The sequence below is a fragment of the Micromonospora sp. MH99 genome (assembly GCF_021442385.1).
Lineage (GTDB): Bacteria > Actinomycetota > Actinomycetes > Mycobacteriales > Micromonosporaceae > Micromonospora.
The window spans coordinates 1-18585 of record NZ_MUZA01000071.1 but is presented as its reverse complement, the minus strand read 5'-3'; the positions used below and the strand labels follow the sequence as shown (position 1 = coordinate 18585).

General features: G+C 72.9%; 21 protein-coding genes. 7 read left to right on the top strand and 14 right to left on the bottom strand.

Annotation, left to right across the window (positions count from 1 at the left end):
* Window positions 1–3: 3 nt before the first annotated feature.
* From B0E54_RS26985 to B0E54_RS26960, 6 genes are all read right to left on the bottom strand, one after another.
* Window positions 4–999 (bottom strand): ABC transporter ATP-binding protein, encoded by a 996-nt coding sequence (locus tag B0E54_RS26985; protein WP_234588998.1) that lies wholly within the window; start codon window positions 997–999, stop codon window positions 4–6.
* A 1-nt stretch (window position 1000) separates the two neighbouring features.
* The gene (locus B0E54_RS26980) at window positions 1001–3706 is read right to left on the bottom strand and encodes an FtsX-like permease family protein (RefSeq protein ID WP_234588997.1); all 2706 of its coding nucleotides are present in this window, start codon (window positions 3704–3706) and stop codon (window positions 1001–1003) included.
* Window positions 3703–6900 carry an ABC transporter permease gene (locus tag B0E54_RS26975; protein ID WP_234588996.1) on the bottom strand — a complete coding sequence of 1066 codons (3198 nt, stop codon included), beginning with the start codon at window positions 6898–6900 and terminating at the stop codon, window positions 3703–3705. Before B0E54_RS26975 ends, B0E54_RS26980 begins: the two co-directional genes overlap by 4 nt.
* 108 nt (window positions 6901–7008) lie before the next feature.
* Window positions 7009–7164: a hypothetical protein gene (locus tag B0E54_RS26970; protein WP_234588995.1), complete on the bottom strand. Its 156-nt coding sequence runs from the start codon at window positions 7162–7164 to the stop codon at window positions 7009–7011.
* A complete protein-coding gene (locus B0E54_RS26965; protein ID WP_007457017.1) occupies window positions 7161–7376 on the bottom strand; it encodes a helix-turn-helix transcriptional regulator in 216 nt (71 codons plus the stop codon). The genes B0E54_RS26970 and B0E54_RS26965 overlap by 4 nt, the downstream gene beginning before the upstream one ends.
* Complete coding sequence (locus B0E54_RS26960; RefSeq protein ID WP_234588992.1) at window positions 7376–7855, bottom strand: DUF2975 domain-containing protein; 480 nt, start codon at window positions 7853–7855, stop codon at window positions 7376–7378. Before B0E54_RS26960 ends, B0E54_RS26965 begins: the two co-directional genes overlap by 1 nt.
* An 82-nt stretch (window positions 7856–7937) precedes the next feature.
* Here B0E54_RS26960 and B0E54_RS26955 point away from each other — a divergent pair, with 82 nt between their 5' ends.
* Entirely contained in the window at window positions 7938–8357 is a 420-nt protein-coding gene (locus B0E54_RS26955) for a barstar family protein (protein WP_234588990.1), read from the top strand.
* 43 nt (window positions 8358–8400) lie between these two features.
* Here B0E54_RS26955 and B0E54_RS26950 read toward each other — a convergent pair whose 3' ends face one another.
* Together B0E54_RS26950 and B0E54_RS26945 are read right to left on the bottom strand one after the other, a co-directional pair.
* Window positions 8401–9651, bottom strand: a complete 1251-nt coding sequence (locus B0E54_RS26950) for an HNH endonuclease signature motif containing protein (protein ID WP_234588989.1) — start codon at window positions 9649–9651, stop codon at window positions 8401–8403.
* Window positions 9652–9719: 68 nt separating this feature from the next.
* Window positions 9720–9908 carry a hypothetical protein gene (locus B0E54_RS26945; RefSeq protein WP_234588988.1) on the bottom strand — a complete coding sequence of 63 codons (189 nt, stop codon included), beginning with the start codon at window positions 9906–9908 and terminating at the stop codon, window positions 9720–9722.
* Window positions 9909–10062: 154 nt separating this feature from the next.
* Between B0E54_RS26945 and B0E54_RS26940 the strand changes: the two genes are divergently transcribed.
* Entirely contained in the window at window positions 10063–10293 is a 231-nt protein-coding gene (locus tag B0E54_RS26940; RefSeq protein ID WP_374109324.1) for a hypothetical protein, read from the top strand.
* A gap of 276 nt (window positions 10294–10569) precedes the next feature.
* Here B0E54_RS26940 and ligD read toward each other — a convergent pair whose 3' ends face one another.
* A complete protein-coding gene (gene ligD / locus B0E54_RS26935) occupies window positions 10570–11607 on the bottom strand; it encodes a non-homologous end-joining DNA ligase (protein ID WP_234588986.1) in 1038 nt (345 codons plus the stop codon).
* 47 nt (window positions 11608–11654) lie between these two features.
* Between ligD and msrB the strand changes: the two genes are divergently transcribed.
* A complete protein-coding gene (msrB, locus tag B0E54_RS26930) occupies window positions 11655–12059 on the top strand; it encodes a peptide-methionine (R)-S-oxide reductase MsrB (RefSeq protein ID WP_234588985.1) in 405 nt (134 codons plus the stop codon).
* Window positions 12060–12068: 9 nt separating this feature from the next.
* Here the strand turns inward: msrB and B0E54_RS26925 are convergent, their stop codons facing one another.
* From B0E54_RS26925 to B0E54_RS26915, 3 genes are all read right to left on the bottom strand, one after another.
* Window positions 12069–12641, bottom strand: coding sequence for a DUF305 domain-containing protein (locus B0E54_RS26925; RefSeq protein WP_234588984.1), 573 nt, complete (start codon window positions 12639–12641; stop codon window positions 12069–12071).
* Window positions 12642–12706: 65 nt separating this feature from the next.
* Window positions 12707–13465 (bottom strand): lytic polysaccharide monooxygenase, encoded by a 759-nt coding sequence (locus B0E54_RS26920; protein WP_234588983.1) that lies wholly within the window; start codon window positions 13463–13465, stop codon window positions 12707–12709.
* Between the two features lie 109 nt (window positions 13466–13574).
* Window positions 13575–13850 carry a glycoside hydrolase gene (locus tag B0E54_RS26915; protein WP_234588982.1) on the bottom strand — a complete coding sequence of 92 codons (276 nt, stop codon included), beginning with the start codon at window positions 13848–13850 and terminating at the stop codon, window positions 13575–13577.
* A gap of 155 nt (window positions 13851–14005) precedes the next feature.
* Here B0E54_RS26915 and B0E54_RS26910 point away from each other — a divergent pair, with 155 nt between their 5' ends.
* The 4 genes from B0E54_RS26910 to B0E54_RS26895 all read left to right on the top strand — a co-directional run bounded on the left by B0E54_RS26910 (window position 14006) and on the right by B0E54_RS26895 (window position 17122).
* Complete coding sequence (locus B0E54_RS26910) at window positions 14006–14266, top strand: Prokaryotic metallothionein (protein WP_234588979.1); 261 nt, start codon at window positions 14006–14008, stop codon at window positions 14264–14266.
* A gap of 179 nt (window positions 14267–14445) precedes the next feature.
* Window positions 14446–15390 carry a DMT family transporter gene (locus tag B0E54_RS26905; protein ID WP_234588977.1) on the top strand — a complete coding sequence of 315 codons (945 nt, stop codon included), beginning with the start codon at window positions 14446–14448 and terminating at the stop codon, window positions 15388–15390.
* Between the two features lie 24 nt (window positions 15391–15414).
* A complete protein-coding gene (locus B0E54_RS26900) occupies window positions 15415–15870 on the top strand; it encodes a GNAT family N-acetyltransferase (RefSeq protein ID WP_234588975.1) in 456 nt (151 codons plus the stop codon).
* Between the two features lie 118 nt (window positions 15871–15988).
* Window positions 15989–17122, top strand: coding sequence for a lytic polysaccharide monooxygenase (locus B0E54_RS26895; RefSeq protein WP_234588974.1), 1134 nt, complete (start codon window positions 15989–15991; stop codon window positions 17120–17122).
* Window positions 17123–17173: 51 nt separating this feature from the next.
* Here B0E54_RS26895 and hemQ read toward each other — a convergent pair whose 3' ends face one another.
* Entirely contained in the window at window positions 17174–17875 is a 702-nt protein-coding gene (hemQ, locus tag B0E54_RS26890; protein WP_007456984.1) for a hydrogen peroxide-dependent heme synthase, read from the bottom strand.
* Window positions 17872–18585: NAD(P)/FAD-dependent oxidoreductase (locus tag B0E54_RS26885; protein WP_234588973.1), on the bottom strand; the 714-nt coding region annotated here is incomplete at its 5' end. The genes hemQ and B0E54_RS26885, both read right to left, overlap by 4 nt.

The window sequence follows — 18585 nt, the reverse complement described above, 5'->3', positions numbered from 1 at the left end:
GGCTCACGCCCGTGCCTCCCGCTCGTCCGAGGCCCGGTCACCGGGCCGTACCTGCACGTGGTCGGGCTCCAGATCGAGCCGCACCCGCTCTTTCAGCGACAGCGCGTCGACGAACGCGGCCGGCAACTGCATCCGGCCGTTGCGGTCCAGCACCGCGTACTCCTCGCTGACCAGTTCGGTGTTGCCGTCCGCGCCGACGCGCGCGGTCCGGCGTACCTCGGAGGCGGTTCGGCCGTCGCGGATCGCGACGGTCCGGCGGACCTGGGTGGCCACAGCGTGGTCGTGGGTGACGACGACGATGGTCACGCCCAGTTCGGCGTTGATGGTGCGCAGCGCCGCGAAGACCTCCGCGCCGGTGGCCTCGTCCAGTTCACCGGTCGGCTCGTCGGCGAAGAGCACCTCCGGGTCGTTGGCCACGGCCACCGCCACCGCGCACCGCTGCTGCTCGCCGCCGCTGAGCTGGCCCGGCCGGCGGTCCGCGCAGTAGCCCACGCCGACCATGTCGAGCAGCTCCCGGGCCCGTTCCCGGCGGGCCTTGGCGCCCCGCTTGCCGGCCAACTGCATCGGCAACTCGACATTCTCCAGCGCGGTCAGGTACGGCAGCAGGTTGCGACCCGTCTGCTGCCAGACGAACCCGACCAGCTCGCGCCGGTAGCTCAGCCGCCGCTTGGCCGACAGCGAGAGCAGGTCGTAGTCGGCCACCCGGGCGATGCCGGCGGTCGGCGTGTCCAGACCGGAGAGGATGTTGAGCAGGGTCGACTTGCCCGAGCCGGACGCGCCGACGATCGCCACCAGCTCACCCCGGTCGATGACCAAGTCCAGACCCTGCAGGGCGACGACCTCCACCCCCTCGGTCTTGAAGATGCGCACCAGACCGTCGCAGACGATGTGTCCGCGCAGTCGGTCCTGCCCGCCGGCCCGCTCGGCAGCGCGTTGCGCGGCCCTCTGTTGCAGGGCGGCCAGGTCGGGCACCAGTGACGTCTGTTCGGTAACGGTCATCTCAGCTCTCCTCTCCGAGCCGGAGCACCTCACCGAGGCGCAGCCGGCGGTTGTTCAGGGCCTCGACGGCGACCGCGAAGCCGAGGGCGACCGCCCCGAGTGCGAACACCGCGACGACCAGGCCGGGTTCGAACGCCACCCGGACCGGCACTCCGCCGGTGAACGCGGACAGGCCGAGCACCGGATTGAGCACCAGCGGGAGCACCGCGCCGACCAGCGCGCCGGTCAGCACCGACACGCCGACCAGCGGTGCCAGCTCGACCAGCAGCAGCCCTCGCCACTGCCGGCGGGACAGGCCGAGGGTGCGCAGCCGGGACAGCACCTGCCCCCGGGCCCGCGCGCCGGCCAGCACGGTGAACGCGATGGCCAGCAGTCCGAGCACGGTGCCGCCGGCGGCGCCCGCCACGAACCCGAAGGCCAGCACGCCGTTCGCGCCACCGTCACCGAGGTCCCGTCGTACGGCCGCTCGGGTGTCGACGGTGACTCCGAGCGGCCGTTCCCGGCCGGTGACCGCACCCTGCTGCTGGTAGCGCAGCTGGCCCTGGTCACCGGCCTGCCGGAGCGCCTCCACATCGAGCCGGTCCCCGGCGACGAGCAGGCTCGTCGGCACGGGCGTGGTGTTCCGCGGCGGCAGCGCCTGCCAGGGCAGGATGACGAACCGGCTGGTGCTCGCCGCCAACAGCGGGAAGCTGTCCTGCGCGCCGGCGACCCGGAATTCGTACCGCTGCCCCTGCACCGACACGAACGCCGAGCGGTCCAGGCCCGCCCGCGACAGGTCGGCGGCGACGGCCGGGGACACGATCGCGGGCAGCGGTCCCGGTTCGGCCGCGGCGGAGCGCAACGCGTCAGGGACCGTCACGTCGACCTCCGCGTCGCCGGCCACCCGGGCCAGTCCGGGGCCGTCGATCAGCAGCACCGTCGTCTGTCCGACCCGCGCGTCGGTGCCCACCTCGTCGGTGGCCAGCCGCTCGTCCGGCTCGATCAGGACCGGGGTGGCGGCCTGCACGCCGGGCAGACCGGCCAACGCCTCGACCGTGTCCGGGGCGAAGCGTTCCCCCCGGATCACCGCGTCGGCGGGAACGGTCCGCTCCACGGCCCGGTCGCGGCTGGCGTCGACGCCTGCGGCGACTACCGCGCAGAACGCCGCGGTGCCGATCGCCAGCACCACGACGACCAGTGGCGCGGCGACGGCGGATCGCCCGGCCCGCGCGGTGCCGAGGAATGTCACGCTGCCGCGCGTCCGCGCGGCCAGCCGGCTGACCAACCGCAACGGCCAGGGGTACGCGCGCAGCGCGAGCACCGCCGCAGCGACCGCGAGCAGCACCGGCACGGACACCAGCAGCGGGTCCACCTCGCCGAGGGTGAGCCCGCGTCGGCGCAGCAGCACCGCGGCGAGCCCGGCCAGCAGCAGCAGGGAGACCTCGACGGTGAGCCGGCGGGCCGACGGGCGCACCCGGACCAGGTCCCGGCGAGCGGCACCGCCGCCCTGCACGGCCAGTGTCGCCAGCGGCAGCGCCAGGGTGACCAGCACGGTTGCCGCCGCGGCGTACCGGGCGGTCGGATCCGGAGCGCCGGGGAACAGGGTGCCGAGCAACCAGCCGACCACTGCGGCGACCGGCACCACCAGCAGTGACTCGGCCAGACTGCGACGGGCGCCTGCGGTGGCGGCGCCACCACGGGCCCGGATCAACGCGAACTCCGAGCGGCGCCGACGGGTGGCCAGGATGGCCGCGAGCACGATCAGACCGGCCAGGGTGGCCAGCACGCCGGCGCCGATGACGGCGAGCAGGGTACGGGCGGCATTCAGCTGGGCGGCGAACGCCCGCAGCGGAACGTCGACGCCGATGGTCAACGCGAAGCCCGGCGGAACGTTGCGCTGCATCTCCTGCAGGCCGCCGATCATCTCGTCCAGACCGCGTGCGTCGATCCGGTCGACGCCCAGTCGGTACCGCCACTCGGACTGGATCGGCCAGCCCTCCGTGGCTCGCTTGTTCATGGCGGACTGGGCGATCACGCCGGTGATGGTGAACGGCTGGCCGTCGCCTTGCGGTTCGATGATTCGCAGCAGCTGCGGCAGCCCATCCCACATCCCGTCCGCGCGGTCGATGGGCCGGAACAGCCCGGACACCACCACCGGTTTCGGGTCGCCGAAGGTACCCGCGAGATCGACGGTGCCGATGCGCAACCGGCTGCCGGCGCGCAGGTTGAGCTTGCGGGCCACGTCGGCGTCCAGCGCGACCTCGATCGGCCGGTCCGGGACGTACGTCTCACTGGGCCAGGTGCCCTCGACGAGGACGCCGGCGTCCTGAATCCCGGGCATGGCCCGCAGACCCAGGTCGACAAGCAGTTTGCGGGCCGCGAGGTCCGGCCCGACCAGGCGGGTCGGGGGGAGGTCCACCCGGTGCCACGACTCGGTGACGGCCGAGCGCACCCGCGGCGGCATCGCCGCGAGCAGGCCGTCGAATTTCTCCTGCGACTCCGCCATCGCCGTCTTCGTCGTGGGAACGGCGGAGTTCGACGTGTACGAGAGGTCCCGGCGGGCGGCGGGCTCATTGGTGAGCTGCGCCCGCAACCCCTGTTCCGCGAGCCGGTTGACGAGTCGGGGCACTCCGCTGACCAGCAGGGTGACCACCAGGGTCAGCACTGCCAGAAGCAGGAACTGCCCGCCGTACGCCCGGACCCGGCGGGCGGCCGCGCCGACGCTCATCGTTCTCCCCCGATTCGCAGCTGCACCGCCGCCACCCGCTGACGGATGCCGGCGGCGATGAACGCGCTGAAGGCGAGCGCCGCCAGCAGCAGGCCGACCGCGGTCAGGCCGATGGGCACCCAGGGCAGCGCGAAGGCCGCCGGGGGCACCGGCCGGCCGGCGGCCGGGGTGAGGATGACCAGTGGAGCCATGGTGGCCCCGACGGTGGCGCCGAGCAGCAGCCCGACCCCGACGCCGATGCCGGCCAGGAAGGTCTGTTCGGCCAGCAACGCCCGGGCCAGCAGCCGGGGTGTCGCGCCGAGGGTGTGCAGCACAGCGAACTCGCCCAGTCGACGCCGGGCCGTGGCCCACACGTCGACCATGAGGCCGACCAGGGCGAGCAGCACCGCCCCGAGCGCCGCGGCGAGCATCCCCGTACGCGATCCACGCCAGTACGGGTCGTCGGCGGCGGCTTCGATCACGGCTCGCCGGTCGAGGACTGTGACGCCTGTCAACTCACCTGTGGCGCGGGCCGCGGCGGCCGGGTCGTCGGCGCCGATCCACCACTCCGGCACCGGCCGGATGGTCCCGCCGGAGCGGATCAGCGCGTCGACCGCCGTGGGCAGGTCGAGCAGCACGCCCTCGCCGGTGGTGGTCGGCACGGAGTCCAGTTCGCCGAGCAGTCGGGCCGGCACGGACGCACCGGAGAGGGTCAGGGTGAAGGTGTCGCCGGTGCGCAGGCTCAACGCGTCGCGTACCCCGGCGGTCATCAGCACCGGAACGGGTGCGATGTCTCCAGCGGGCACGATGGCGAACCGGGTGGGCGGTTGGTAGGCGAACTGCCCGCCGGGGATCACCTCCACCGGGAAGCTCGCGACGACCCCCGTCGCGGTGGACCGTGCCACGGCGGGCGCCTGGTTGCCGTCCTGGCGGCCGGTCGTCGTGTTCCATTGCCCGGTCAGTTCGGCGGGTCGGGTGGTGCCGTCCGCGCCGACGAGCGTCAGCCCGTCCACCTGGAGCTGGTACGAGTTCCCGGCCGCCGCCCCGCCGTCGGCCTCGAAGCCGGCGAGCCGCAGCCGCGCCGGGCCCACGTCGGGCAACTGCACGGTGAACGGCGCAGGCCGTCCGTCGCTGGTGGCGCTGACCGCCGGCAGCCGGAAGGCGAGCCCGTCGCTGCTGGTGACCAGCAGCGCCACCGCGATCTGCTGTGGCCGGACGGCCTGGCCGACGGGGGTGCGAGCCGTGCCGGTGATCGCACGGGTGCCGACGGGCAGTTCGACGCCGGCGGAGGCGCCACGCGCGGCGACCATCCGTTGGTACTGCGTCGACACCGGCTCGTCGCTGAGCCGGTCGGCGAGCCGGACGACACCGGCCGCGCTGGCCGGGTCGAACCCGATCACGGTCACGGGAAGGTCCCCGCGGCCGACCCGTACCTCGTCGCGCCACGCCGGCACCGCCCGGTGCACGCCCGGCAGCGCGGCGAGCTGACCGGCCCGGGACGGCGGGGCGGAGCCGGCCCGCTCGGTGACCCGCAGGTCGGCGCCGACCGTGTGGCCGGCCTGCTCGACCTGGGACCGCTCGCCCGTGCTGACCAGCGACCAGGCCAGGGTGCTCCCGCCGACGGCGAGGGCGAGCAGCAGCACGGGCCCGGCGTGCGGACGCCTGCCGGCCTGCCACATGCCGAACATGGTGGCCGTCCACGGACGTCGGTCGACGAACCGCTCGGCGAACCGGGTCAGCGGCGGGAGCACCCGCAGCGCCAGCACGGCCCCGGCCAGCACACCGAGCGTCGGGGCGGCCACCAGCAGCGGGTCGAGCCCGAGGCGGCCGTTCGAGCCGGCCAGCGGTGAGGCGTACCGGCGCAGTTGCACCCAGGCGAGCACGGCGAGTGCGACAAGCACCAGGTCGACGCTGGCCCGCTGGATGCTCGCCGACCGGTTCGGCCGGGACCGGGCGGCCATGTCGGCCACGTATGTGCCGGCCCCGCGCAGCGTCGGCGCGACCATGGCCACCAGGCATCCGGCGGCGGTCGCCGCGGCAACTGCCCAGACCAGGGTGGCGTTGCCGCCGGCGGCGGACAGTTCCGCCGCCCCGCCGGGCCGGACGAACCGCAGCGCCTCCCCGGCGAGCACCGGCCCGAGCAGGGCGGCCGGCGCCACCACGAGGGTTGCCTCACGAGCGGCCAGGCCCGCGAGTTGGCGCCGGGCAGCGCCCCGGGCGCGCAGCAGTGCGGTCTGTGGACGGCGGTCCTCGTGCAGCAGGGCGGCGACCAGCACCAGCGCGTACCCGCCGAGCACCAGGATGAGCAGCAGCGGAGTGGCCAGCGCGGAGCGTCCCACCAGGTCGGCGCGGGCGATCCGGTCGAGCAGTTGGTCCATCTTCGTCAGGGACTGCGCCGAGCTGCCCAGTTGGGCGGCCTCCGGCACCGCCGTCGAGGCCGCGTTCACGGCGGCCCGCACCGCGGGCAGGTCACCGGCGTCGACGCCGCCGAGGTCCGGTTCGGCCAGCCAGGACGCCGTCACCGAGCCCGGGAAGGCGGTCGCGAAGTCGGCCGGGTCCAGCGCGAACGGCCCGTACGAGGTGGCCGACCCGGCGCTGCCGACACCCACGCCGGGGGCCAGCAGCCAGTACGCCTCAGCCGGGTCGCGGGGCCGCCAGGTGCCCGCGAGCACCACCTCGCTGGCCTTCTCGGTGGAGCGGTCCCGCAGCGGGATCCGCTCGCCGGTGGTGAGGCCGAGTGTCGTGGCGACCCGTTCCGGCAGGCTCACCTGGACGGGTTTCGCTCCGGGACGCGGCCACGCTCCGCTGGCCAGTTCGGCGTGCGCGGCCAGGTCGTCGAGGGTGGCCAGGTTCGCGAAGATCGGCTCGTCGCCTGTGCGCGGCACCGAGCCGAGGTCGCCGGTCAACTCCCGGCCGGTGCCGTACCGGGCCCCGGCGACGGTGACCGGGACCCCGGCGAGCCCGTCGGCGAACTGGGCCCGTGCCGCCTGGTCGCGGGTGGCGAACTCGGCGGCGTCACGGCCGCCGGCGCCGCTGATGAGCAGGCCGCGTTCCTCGGCCGGCGAGGCGGCGACCAGCGCCCGCTGCCCGGCGTCCACCGCCCGGCGGTTGTAGTCGGACAGACCGGTGACCAACGCTACGGCCACCAGGGCGGCGATCACCGCGGCAACCAGCAGACCCCGCGCCTCGCGGGCCCGCCTCCACACCAGCTTCATCCGACGCCTCCCCTGGCCCTGGCGGGCCGACGACCTTCAAGACAGGTCACCTACGGGGAAAGGTTCGCGCCCGTTACATGATCGTTATTACGAGTACGGCAGGCGTGGTCACGTTCCGCGCCGGGCCGTCCGTACCGCGAACAGCACCGCGCCCACGACGAGCAGGGCGCCGATGAGCTGGAGGCCCGGCGAGTCGTCGGCTCCTCCGTACACGACGGCGGCGACGCCGAGGGCGACGACGAGAACGGCGATGACGTACCTCATGGGGTTTCCTCCTCGACCCACTCGAGCAGGTCTCCGGGCTGACAGTCGAGCACTCGGCACATCGCTTCCAGGGTGCTGAAGCGGACGGCCTTGGCGCGGCCGTTCTTCAGGACCGCCACGTTCGCCGGGGTGAGCCCGACGCGCTCGGCGAACTCGCCGACGCTCATCTTGCGCTTGGCCAACTCGACGTCGATGCGGACGATGATGGGCATCAGATCACCGCTTCCATGTCGGTCCGCAGCGTCGTGGCCTGCCGCAGCAGCGCGCGCATCACGACCATGAGGAGCCCGAGCACCGTGACGCCCATCGTCAACAGGAACAGCAGGATCGGGCCGCCCGGGTCGTCCGCGTTGAAGCCGACGTAGAGGAAGACGCCCACCAGCACCAACCACCCCGCGCCGATGGCCCACACGATCAGGTCGACCCACTTCAGGGACGCCTCGGTGAAGATGCGGTCGTCCTTGACCAGGCTGAGCAACTTCCAGGTGCAGACGATCACCACCTGGACACACAGCACCCAGAACACCGTCACGGCGGTCAGCGGCCACCGGAGGTACGCGTGCTCCGGCGACTCCTGGGCCATGTGCGCGAACTGCCCCGGCAACGAGAAGCTCTGAAAGCCGACCAGGACCACGAACAGCACCACGAGAAAGACTCTGAGAGCGGCTACCGCTCGACGTTCAACAACCATGCATCGAGTTTCGCTCGTTACCTATCGAAAGTCAATCGGTACAGCGTCAACGTCATCCGCCTGGGACTCGCATACTTGGACCGTGACCAACCAGAGCGACGCTCTCCCCGTGCTGAGCATCGACGGCGCCTCGTTCGTCGACTTCGCCGGCTTCGTACGCGAGTTCTCGCGGCTGCTGCCGGACGCGACATGGAACGGAAACCTCGACGCCTTCAACGACATCCTGCACGAAGGCTTCGGCACCCCCGAGACGCAGTGGGTGCTCAGGTGGCTCGACTCCGACGCGTCGCGGGCGGCACTCGGTCAGGACGCGACGGTCCGTTGGCTGGAGCAGATCCTGCGCACCTGCCACCCGTCGAACCGCGCCGACGTCGAGGCCAGGCTCCGCGGCGCGCGACGCGGCCAGGGGCAGACGCTGTTCGACATGATCGTCGAGATCATCCGCGACCATGGCCCACGCGGCGAGGATTCCGAGAACGGCATCATCCTCGAACTGCTCTGAACCGCGCGGCTGGCCGGCGAGAAGGAGCCCGGGTGCCGATCGCCTACGTTCGCCGGTGGTAGTGGTTGCGGCGCGGCAGCTGCTCCGGGTCGAGCCAGGCCGGCGGCACGAATTCCGGGTGGCCGTCGCCGCCGAGGCGGACGGCCCAGTCGCTCTGGTGGACGTGGCGGTGGTGGTGGCCGCACAGCAGAACGACGTTGTCGAGGCTGGTCGGGCCACCGTCGACCCAGTGGCGGATGTGGTGGGCGGCGCACCAGCGGGGTGGTCGGTCGCAGCCTGGGAACGTGCAGCCGCCGTCCCGCAGCACCAGTGCCCGACGCAGCGGACCGGAGATGAGACGCCGTTGTCGGCCCACGTCGAGAACCTGGCCGGCGCCGCCCAGCACGGCAGGCAGGATGGCGGCATCGCAGGCGAGCCGACGCACCGACTCGGGGGTGAGGTGCGGGCCGATGTCGAGGACGCCGGCATCCAGTTGCCGCGCCAGGCCGTCGTAACTGGTGGTGACGACGACCTGGGCGGGGTCGCCGCCGTGCTCGGGCAGCTCACCGGTACGCAGGGCGAGTCGGCACACGTCCGCGAGGGCGTCGTGCCGGCGTTGCCCGGCGCAGCGGGTGTCGTCCGGCCCGGCGGGCGCGCTCAGCGGATCGATGGCGGCGCGGAGCAGCGCGGCGGCCTCGGCGTCGAGGACACCGCTGAGCCGAAGCCGCCCACCGGTCTGCTCGGCGACGGTGACGTGCCGGTCGCGGGCTGCCCGGGCAGCCTCGGCGGCCAGGGCTGCCGCATCAGCGGCGTCGGCAAGGTCGGGGGCGACGTGGTCGAGAATCCGGGTGCCCATCCGCCGCAGCAGCGTCGGATCGAACTGCCCCGCCCACTCGACGAGCACGCCGACCGCCTTGTCGGCCACCTCGCCGCCCGCCACGGCCGACACCGTGGCGACCGTGTCGGCGATGACCCGGGCCTGCTCGACGCTGATCGCCCCGTCCGCCAACGCCTCGCGCACGCCGGGTGGCGCGACGTCGACCGAGGCCGCGAGGGCGACCAGCCGGCGCGCGGCGGCGACGTCGAGGCGCAGCCGCGCACGCAGCCACACCGCCGTCGAGGACGCGCCCTGCGCGACCGCGACGCCGCGCCCGTCCAGCTCGCGCACCAGCGCCAACTGCGCCGCCGCCAGCCGCTGCGCCAGCCGGTGACTGGCGTCGAGCGCTGCGATCAGGTCGTGGTCGGCCAGTGCCCAGACGGCGGTGTCGGCACCCGCCGCCACAGCCCGGTCCGCCCGCGCCAACTCATCGATCACCAGCAAATTCTAGAACAGGTGTACGACAGAACCCTGTCGCCGCAGCCGCAGCGCGCACCGCCGATCGATCAACTCGTCGTGGACTCCGGCCGGTGCTTCCTGATCCATGCCTCGACGTCCGACCGTCGCCAGACCTTGCCCATGGCCAGCACCGCGACCGGCTCCGGGAAGTTGCGCTGATTCGCGATGACCGAGGCGCGCTGCCGCGACACGTTCCCGAGCATCACCCGGATCTCCGCCACGCCGACCAAGTCCACACGTTGACGATGACAGCGGCACTGTCCGCCTACTGCGACAACTACGCAGACTGTTGACACTGGCAACGGTGTCACGCACGATGGGATGGTGCCTCTGCCGAACGGGTCGCCGGCCTCGCATGGCCAGCGGAGAGTGATCCGCCCGCACACTCCGATGCGCCCGCTGTGGCTGTGTCGCGTCTGTGCGGCCGCCTGGCCGTGCCCGCCGGCCCGACTGCTGCTGACGATGCAGTACCGGCGGGATCGGGTGGGGTTGTCGGTCTACCTGGCGAGCCAGTTGTTCGAGGCCACGGCCGACCTGCTGAAGCTGAACCCGGACGCGGTACCGGACCCTCGGGAGTTGTTCGACAGGTTCGTGGCGTGGACGGCACGGCCGCCCTCGTGACGACGGACCTAGCCGTCCTCGGGGGTGCGCTTGACCGGGTGACCCTGTCGGTCTACATGGCCGGCTGGAGGAAAGCCACTTTCATTCAAGAGAACTATCCGGCTCAGCAATCCCTGACCGCGATGAGCGCGGGGGCAAGAGTGATCAAATCCCGACGCGGGAGCGCTCGTCGGGGCCCGTTACCTGTCGCGCAGGCCCGGCAAAAATGCTCCTACCGGCCCCATCCAACTCCTTCATCCGGCGAGTCCGGGGTCAGCTACCCGAGCTTTCACCGCCTCAAGCGGTGTTTTCGCTGGTAGAACGCTTGGCGCGACTGGGCTGCACGCGCTTGGGTTCGCCGGGCATCTTGGGGTGGTCCGGTGGGTACGGCAGGTCGCCCTGGCCGGCGGCGGCGTCGCGCTCGGCCCACTCCAGCAGGGGCGTGATGTCCCACGGGGCGTCGTCGATGCCGGCATGCGGGTCGCCCTGCTCGGCGAGCCGGGTCGGGACGCTGCGCAGGTCGAAGTCGTCCGGGTCGACGTCGGGGAGCTCGTCCCAGGTGACCGGGGTGGAGACGGTCGCCCGGGCGTTGGCCCGCAGCGAGTACGCGCAGGCGATCGTCCGGTCCCGGGCCATCTGGTTGTAGTCGACGAAGACCCGGGTGCCGCGCTCCTCCTTCCACCAGGCGGTGGTCACCAGGTCGGGGTTGCGGCGCTCCACCTCCCGGGCCAGCGCGATCGTGGCGCGACGCACCTCGGTGAACGTCCAACGGGGCTGGATGCGCAGGTAGACGTGCACGCCGCGGCCGCCGGAGGTCTTCGGCCAGCCGGTCGCGCCCAGCTCGTCGAGGAGCGCGCGGACCTCGCCGGCGGCCCGCGCCGCGTCGGCGAAGTCGGTGCCGGGCTGCGGGTCGAGGTCGATGCGCAGCTCGTCGGGGCGGTCCACGTCGGCGGCGCGCACCGGCCACGGGTGGAAGACGATCGTGCCCATCTGTGCCGCCCAGGCCACGTGCGCCAGATCGGCCGGGCAGAGTTCGGCCGCGCTGCGACCGCTGGGGAAGGTGATCTGGGCGGTGGTCACCCAGGGCGGCACGCCCCGGGTGGGCACCCGCTTCTGGAAGAACGCCTCACCCTCGACGCCCTCGGGGAAGCGTTGCAGCGTGGTGGGCCGGTCCCGCAGGGCGCGCATGATGCCGTCGCCGACCGCCAGGTAGTAGTGGAAGACGTCCGCCTTGGTGAACCCCCGCTGCGGGAAGATCACGCGGTCCGGACTGCTCAGCCGTACGCTGCGCCCGGCCACCTCGACCTCGGCGACCGCTGCCTTGGTGCCACCCATCCCGCGACCTTATGCCACGCCCCCGATGTTCGACGTACCGTTGACTGGTGAGTCTTGACGACAACAACCTGCCCAAGACCGAGGACGAGTGGCGTGTCCGCCTGAGCCCCGAGGAGTTCCACGTCCTGCGGGAGGCCGGCACCGAACGCCCGTGGGTCGGTGAGTACGTGGACACCAAGACCCAGGGGGTCTACCACTGTCGCGCCTGCGGTCTCGAACTCTTCTCCAGCGACACGAAGTTCGACTCGCACTGCGGGTGGCCGAGCTTCGACGACGCCATCCCGGGCCGGGTCAAGGAGATCGAGGACCGCAGCCTCGGCATGGCCCGTACGGAGATCCGCTGCGCCCGCTGCGACAGCCACCTCGGGCACGTGTTCCACGGCGAGGGCTTCACCCCGAAGGACACCCGGCACTGCGTCAACTCGATCTCGGTCCGGCTGGAACCGCGCTGACGGGCGCGTTCAAGGCGTACCCCTGAGAAGTTCGACCTCCGCGCTGCGGGACTGGTCGATCCGCCGGGCCAGGTCGCGGACCTGCTCGTTGCGACCGACGCCGACCTGGGCCCGGGCCAGGTCGGCGGCGGCCCGCTGGTGGTCGGCGAGGACCTCGCGCAGCACCCGGTCGACGTCGGCGTCCGACGCGGCCCGCAGCCGATCGAGCGCGGTGTCGTCGCCGTGCCCGGCGTGGTCGTGCCCGGCCGCGCTCACGCCCGGCCCGGTCGTGGGCAGCCAACCGCGCATGGCCGACAGCTCGTCGGCCTCGGTCGCCTCGATGGCGGCGGCCAGGGTGCGTAGCGAGTCGTCGCGCAGCCGGTCCCGGACGAGTCGGACGATCTGCAACGTGCGTTCGGTGTGCCCGACCATCGTGCTCAGGAACACCACGTCGATGCCGCTCAGCTCAGCTCCGGCCGGCGCGGGCCCGACCGCCGCCGACGCGGCCGGGGACGCGGAAGCTGACGGACGCTCCGCAGGCCCGGCGCAGGCGGTGAGCAACGACGCGACGACCAGGCAGGTCAGCAGGGTTGCGCGGGGCATGCCGAGGGCTCCGATCATCCGGGGACGGCGCGGCACGGGTGCGGCCGGGGCCGCACCCGTGCGGGTCAGACCTGTTGCCAGAGGGCCGGCACGTTCGGCGGCTCCCAGCCGAGGATCGCCGTGTGGGCCTGCCGGCAGCGGTACGTCAGGCCGCCGTAGGTGACCTGGTCGCCGATCTGGTACGCCCGGCCGGCGGTCCAGGTGCCACCCGTCGCGGGCGGCGTCGTCGGCGGGGTCGTCGGCGCCGTGGTCGGGCTGGTGGTAGGCCGTGGCGTGGGTGAGGTCGTCGGCGTGGGGGTGGGCGTCGACCCGCCGCCGCCGATCTGCACGTCGATGCAGGAGTAGAACGCGTTCGCGGTGTCGGCGATGTTCCACACGGCGAGGATCTTCTGTCGCCCGGAGAAGCCGCCCAGGTTGACGGTGTGCGAGACCGTCGCGCCCGGCTGCTGCCCGTTGCCGTTGACCACGCCGACGCGGGTGTTGCCGATCCAGTACTCCCAGTTGCTGGTGGCGTGCCGGGCGGTGTTGACCCAGGTGAAGGTCAGCGAGCTGCCGACCGACGTGGCCGGCCAGCCCCGGCTGTCGTCGTTGAGGACGGCGAACTGGGCGATGCCGGCGTTGCAGCTCTTGAGGCCCTTGGGCCCTTCGACGCTCTGCGGCTCGTACTTGATCTGCCCGCAGTCGGGCACCCGGCCCTGCGCGCAGAGCGCCTGCCGGCTCGGTGGGGCGGAGACGTAGCCGTGCGCCTGGGCGGGCGCGGCGACGGTGAGGGTGGCGGCGACAGCGCCCGCCGCCACCAGCGGGACGGTGATTCTTCGACGCATGGGGGCAGCTCCTTCTCCAGGTGCGGTGAGGTGCCCCCAAGGTAATTTAAACTTTATTAACAGTAAAGAGCGCGGTCGATAAATACATCGATGGTGACGACTTCGCTCCTCAGAGTCGCAGCAGGCTGCCGCGGTCGTCGACGTCGTCGGCCGTCTCGTCGTCGAGCCAGACCCCGCCGCTGGCGAGATAGCGGAACCGATACTCCCCCGGGCCGAGCTTCACCGTCACCGTCCGGGTGCCGTCGCGGCGGGCCACCAACTCGTGCCGGCCGGGCTCCCAGTCGTTGAAGGAGCCCACGACGCTCACCGGGCCGGGCGGGGCGTCCCGCGGGAGGCAGAACGTCACCCGGGTCTGGCTGCCGAAGAGCTTGTTGCGTTTGATCATGGCGATCCTCCGGGGTCACGGCGCTCATCGGACCTAACGGACGACACGCCGGAGCCGACACGCCGCCCCACCCGGCCAGCTGGCGGCAACCCGCCCGCCACCGCCCCACCCTGGGGCACTCTGAGGGCACATGTCCTGATACGGGGGGTTTTTCGGTGGCAACCTGCGAGGTCTGCGGCAACGACTACTGGATGGCGTTCGAGGTGCACACCGTCAGCGGCGACGTGCACACCTTCGACTCGTTCGAGTGCGCCATCCACCGCTTGGCGCCCATCTGCGAACACTGCCAGGTCAAGATCGTCGGGCACGGCGTGGAGGTCAACGGCCGGTTCTTCTGCTGCGGGCACTGCGCCCGCGCGGTCGAGGGCGCCGAGGGCGCCGAGATCCGCGACGCCGTCGGCGCCCGCCCCGCCTGACCGCGCGCCCTGCGGTACGGTCGCCCGATGCGGCCACTGCTGGGCGTCCTGCCCCCGCCGCGCTCCTGAGCGGAGCGCCGCGCCCCACACCGACCGGGTGACCCACCCCGGCCGGTCAGTTTGCCGTACGCGCTCCGTCGACGTCGTCCCCGTCAACGTCACCCCAACGGAGCGCAACCGTGTCCACGTCCCGTACCGCGCCGCCGGTCGCCCCGGCACCGGCCGCCCTGAAGGCCCGCACCGGCCTGATCCAGATCACCGTCACCGGAGTCCTGTGGGGCACCACAGGTGTGGCGGTGCAACTGCTGCGCGAGGGCACCGGGCTCAGCCCGGTGAGCATCGGCTTCCACCGTCTCGCGATCGCCGCGCTCGTTCTGCTGGCGTGCAGCGCCGGCCGGCTCCGCACACTCCTGGCCGCCCTGCGCGCGGCACCCGTACCGCTGCTGCTCACCGGCGTCGGCCTCGGCCTCTACCAGGCGCTCTACTTCGCCGCCGTGGCCCTCGCCGGGGTCAGCGTGGCCACCGTGGTGAGCCTGGGCCTGGCGCCGGTGCTCGCCGCGACCTGGGAGTCGCTGCGGGCCCGCCGGCTTCCCGGCCCGGTACGCCTCGGCACCCTGATCACCGCCGTGGCCGGGCTCGCCCTGATCACCGGGGCCACCGCCGAGCCCACCACGGCGGCGCCGGCCCCGCTGCTGGGCCTGCTCGCGGCCGCCGGGTCCGGCCTCGGGTACGGGGTGACGACCCTGATCAGCCGCCAGGTGTCGCAGCACACCGCACCGATGACACTGACCACCATCTCCACGGTGGTCGGCGCGCTGACCCTGGCGCCGATGGCACTTGTCGCCGGCGTCGCCGTCGACGTACGCCTCGACACCCTGGCGCTGCTGCTGCACCTCGGCATCGTCACCACCGCCGTGGCGTACGCGCTGTTCTACGCCGGGCTGCGCACGACGGCCGGCAGCGTCGCGGCCGTCCTGACCCTGCTCGAACCGCTGACGGCGGCGGCGCTGGCCGTGGCGCTGCTGCACGAGCCGCTCCCCCTGCCGGTACTCCTCGGCGGCGCGCTACTGCTCACCGCCGTGGCCGCCACCTACCTCGCACCGACCCGCGGAGACGCCGCGTGAGCCGGCCCGGCCTACGATCGGTGGGTGCCCCAGCAGACCACCGAGATCCGGGCGGCGTCCTTCGCCGACCTGGACGCCCGCACCTTCCACGACCTGCTCAAGCTGCGCATCGACGTGTTCGTGGTGGAGCAGAACTGCCCCTACCCCGAACTCGACGGGCGCGACGTGGAGCCGGGCACGCGCCACCTCTGGTTGACCGACGGCGACGCGCCGCTGGCGTACCTGCGGATCCTCGCCGACCCCGACGGCGTCGCCCGGATCGGTCGGGTGGTGGTGGCCCCAAAGGCGCGCGGCGGCGGGCAGGCGGGTCGGCTGATGACCGCGGCGCTGGACCTCGTCGGCGACCGGCCCTGCGTGCTGGAGGCCCAGTCGCACCTGGTCGGTTTCTACGCCCGGCACGGCTTCGCGGTGAGCGGCCCGGAGTACGTCGAGGACGGCATCCCGCACACCCCGATGCGCCGCAAGGTCATTGACGTCTGACGATCGACCTGGCATCGTGCCGGGTAGAGCCAGCGCGGGAGCAACGCAACAGGCACGGGAGCGGGCAACTCCCGGCCGTCCGGGTGTCGTCGTCCGACCTCATCCCCCCGGGGGCTCCATGTCCACTCTCGCCCGATCACCACGCGTGCTCCGGCCACTCGCCATCGCGGCGGCCGTCACGCTCCTGCTGACCACCGCGCTGAGCGTCGCGCTGGTCCAGCCCGCCTCCGCGCACGGCTCGGTCGTCGACCCGGCCTCGCGCAACTACAGCTGCTGGCAACGCTGGGGCAGCGACTTCCAGAATCCCCGGATGGCCACCGAGGACCCGATGTGCTGGCAGGCCTGGCAGGCCGACCCGCAGGCCATGTGGAACTGGAACGGGCTGTTCCGCGAGGGTGTGGCGGGCAACCACCAGGCCGCCGTCCCCGACGGCCAGCTGTGCAGCGGCGGACGCACACAGAACGGTCGCTACAACGCCCTGGACACCATCGGCGCGTGGAAGGCCACCCCGGTGTCGAACAACTTCCGGCTGCGCTTCTTCGACCAGGCCAGCCACGGCGCGGACTACATCCGGGTGTACGTGACCAAGCAGGGCTTCAACTCGTCGACCGAGGCGCTCGGCTGGGACGACCTGGAGCTGGCCGGCCAGATCGGCAACACCCCGGCGTCGCAGTGGGACAAGGACACCGGTGGCGTGTCCATCCAGATCCCGGTCAGCGCTCCGGGCCGCACCGGGCGGCACATCGTCTACACGGTCTGGCAGGCCAGTCACCTGGACCAGTCGTACTACCTGTGCAGTGACGTGGACTTCTCCGGCGGCACGAGCACCCCGCCGCCCGCCACGCCGCCGCCGACGACCCCGCCGCCCACCACGCCGCCGCCCACCACCCCGCCGCCCACCACCCCGCCCCCGAGCACGCCGCCGCCGAGCACCCCCGTGCCGGCTGGCGCCTGCTACGCGACGTACTCGATCACCGGTCAGTGGGCCGGCGGCTTCCAGGCCGAGGTGAAGGTGACCGCGGGGGCCAACTCGCCGACCCAGAGCTGGTCGGTGAGCTGGAACTTCAACAACGGTCAACAGGTCGCGTCCGCGTGGAACGCCAACCTCACCACCAACGGCACGCTGGTGACCGCGCGCAACGTGAACTACAACGGCGCCCTGGCCGGCGGAGCGAGCACCACGTTCGGCTTCCTCGGCTCGTGGACCGGCAGCAACCCTGTTCCCCTGGTCTCCTGTACGAAGACCAGCTGATCCCCGTCCGGCGCCGCACCCGGGCGGGGGCGCGGCGCCGGCCGGCGGGGCTCAGACCAGGCAGTTGACGATCTCGGCGACCGACCGGCGGCGGCCCGTGTAGAACGGGACCTCCTCGCGGACGTGCCGGCGGGCCCCCGAGGCGCGCAGGTCCCGCATCAGGTCGACGATCCGGTGCAGCTCGTCGGCCTCGAAGGCGAGCATCCACTCGTAGTCACCCAGCGCGAACGACGCGACGGTGTTGGCGCGGACGTCCGGGTAGCCACGCGCCATCTTGCCGTGCTCGGCAAGCATCTCGCGCCGCTCGGCGTCGGGCAGCAGGTACCACTCGTAGGAACGCACGAACGGGTAGACGCACAGGTAGGGGCGGGCCTCCTCGCCGGCGAGGAACGCCGGGATGTGGCTCTTGTTGAACTCCGCCGGCCGGTGCAGCGCCATCTGCGACCAGACCGGGGTCAGCGCCCGGCCCAGCGTGGTGCGGCGGAACCGCAGGTACGCGTCCTGCAGCGCGTCGCTCGACGCGGAGTGCCACCAGATCATCACGTCCGCGTCGGCGCGCAACCCGGACACGTCGTACACGCCCCGGATCACCACGTCCTTGCCGGCCAGCTCCTCGAAGAGGGACTCGACCTCACCGGTGACGTTGTCCCGCAGGGACGGCAGCGGAGCGCTCGCCCGGAACACCGACCACATCGTGTAACGGATGCTGTCGTTCAGCTCCCGCAACCGGGCCGCGTTGGTCTGCTCGGTCATCTCGCCGATCCTCCCAGTGCTGTGATGATCTCGTCGGCCGCCGTCTCGCCGGAGCGGACGCAGACCGGTATGCCGACACCGTCGTAACCGGCGCCGGCCAGGGCCAGTGTGGGATGCGCGGCCCGTAGCGCCGTCCGCGCGGCCGTCACCCGGTCGGCGTGCCCCGGCGCGTACTGGGGCAGCGCGCCGCCCCACCGCTGCACGTGCCCGTCGACCGGGGCGGGCAGCGGGGCGCCGAGCACCGCCGACAACTCCCGGTGCACGGTGGCGGCCAGGTCGGCGTCCGGGCGCTGGAGCTGCGCCTCCTCGCCGTAGCGGCCCACCGAGGCGCGCACCAGCGCCAGCCCGTCCGGCCGCCGCAGGTGCCCCCACTTCGTGGTGAAGAACGTGGCCGCCTTGATCAGTAACCCCTCGGTGCTCGGCACCAGGAAGCCGGACAGCTCGGGCAGCAGCGGCTGCGGCAACGCCAGGGTGACCAGCGCGACGCTCGCGTAGTCCAGCTCGCCCACCGCCGAGGCGGCCACCGGGGCCGGGCCGGCGAGCAGCCGGGCCGCCGGCCGGGCCGGCACCGCCAGCACCACGGCGTCCACGTCGACGAGCTCGGGAGCGCGGGTCGGGCCGACCGTGAGCCGCCAACCCGTGCCGGTGGGCGTGAGGTCGCGCACCGCGGCGCCCCGTCGTACCGTCGCGCCGCTGGCCGTCACCGCGGC

Excerpts from the sequence above, each read along its gene's own strand:
- B0E54_RS26915 (WP_234588982.1), bottom strand. The coding sequence starts at position 13,850 with ATGATCAAACGCAACAAGCTCTTCGGCAGCCAGACCCGGGTGACGTTC.
- B0E54_RS26895 (WP_234588974.1), top strand. The coding sequence starts at position 15,989 with ATGTCCACTCTCGCCCGATCACCACGCGTGCTCCGGCCACTCGCCATC.
- B0E54_RS26940 (WP_374109324.1), top strand. The coding sequence starts at position 10,063 with ATGCGCCCGCTGTGGCTGTGTCGCGTCTGTGCGGCCGCCTGGCCGTGC.
- hemQ (WP_007456984.1), bottom strand. The coding sequence starts at position 17,875 with ATGACCGAGCAGACCAACGCGGCCCGGTTGCGGGAGCTGAACGACAGC.
- B0E54_RS26970 (WP_234588995.1), bottom strand. The coding sequence starts at position 7,164 with ATGAGGTACGTCATCGCCGTTCTCGTCGTCGCCCTCGGCGTCGCCGCC.
- B0E54_RS26960 (WP_234588992.1), bottom strand. The coding sequence starts at position 7,855 with ATGGTTGTTGAACGTCGAGCGGTAGCCGCTCTCAGAGTCTTTCTCGTG.
- B0E54_RS26920 (WP_234588983.1), bottom strand. The coding sequence starts at position 13,465 with ATGCGTCGAAGAATCACCGTCCCGCTGGTGGCGGCGGGCGCTGTCGCC.
- B0E54_RS26975 (WP_234588996.1), bottom strand. The coding sequence starts at position 6,900 with ATGAAGCTGGTGTGGAGGCGGGCCCGCGAGGCGCGGGGTCTGCTGGTT.
- B0E54_RS26925 (WP_234588984.1), bottom strand. The coding sequence starts at position 12,641 with ATGCCCCGCGCAACCCTGCTGACCTGCCTGGTCGTCGCGTCGTTGCTC.
- ligD (WP_234588986.1), bottom strand. The coding sequence starts at position 11,607 with ATGGGTGGCACCAAGGCAGCGGTCGCCGAGGTCGAGGTGGCCGGGCGC.
- B0E54_RS26965 (WP_007457017.1), bottom strand. The coding sequence starts at position 7,376 with ATGCCCATCATCGTCCGCATCGACGTCGAGTTGGCCAAGCGCAAGATG.
- B0E54_RS26985 (WP_234588998.1), bottom strand. The coding sequence starts at position 999 with ATGACCGTTACCGAACAGACGTCACTGGTGCCCGACCTGGCCGCCCTG.
- B0E54_RS26980 (WP_234588997.1), bottom strand. The coding sequence starts at position 3,706 with ATGAGCGTCGGCGCGGCCGCCCGCCGGGTCCGGGCGTACGGCGGGCAG.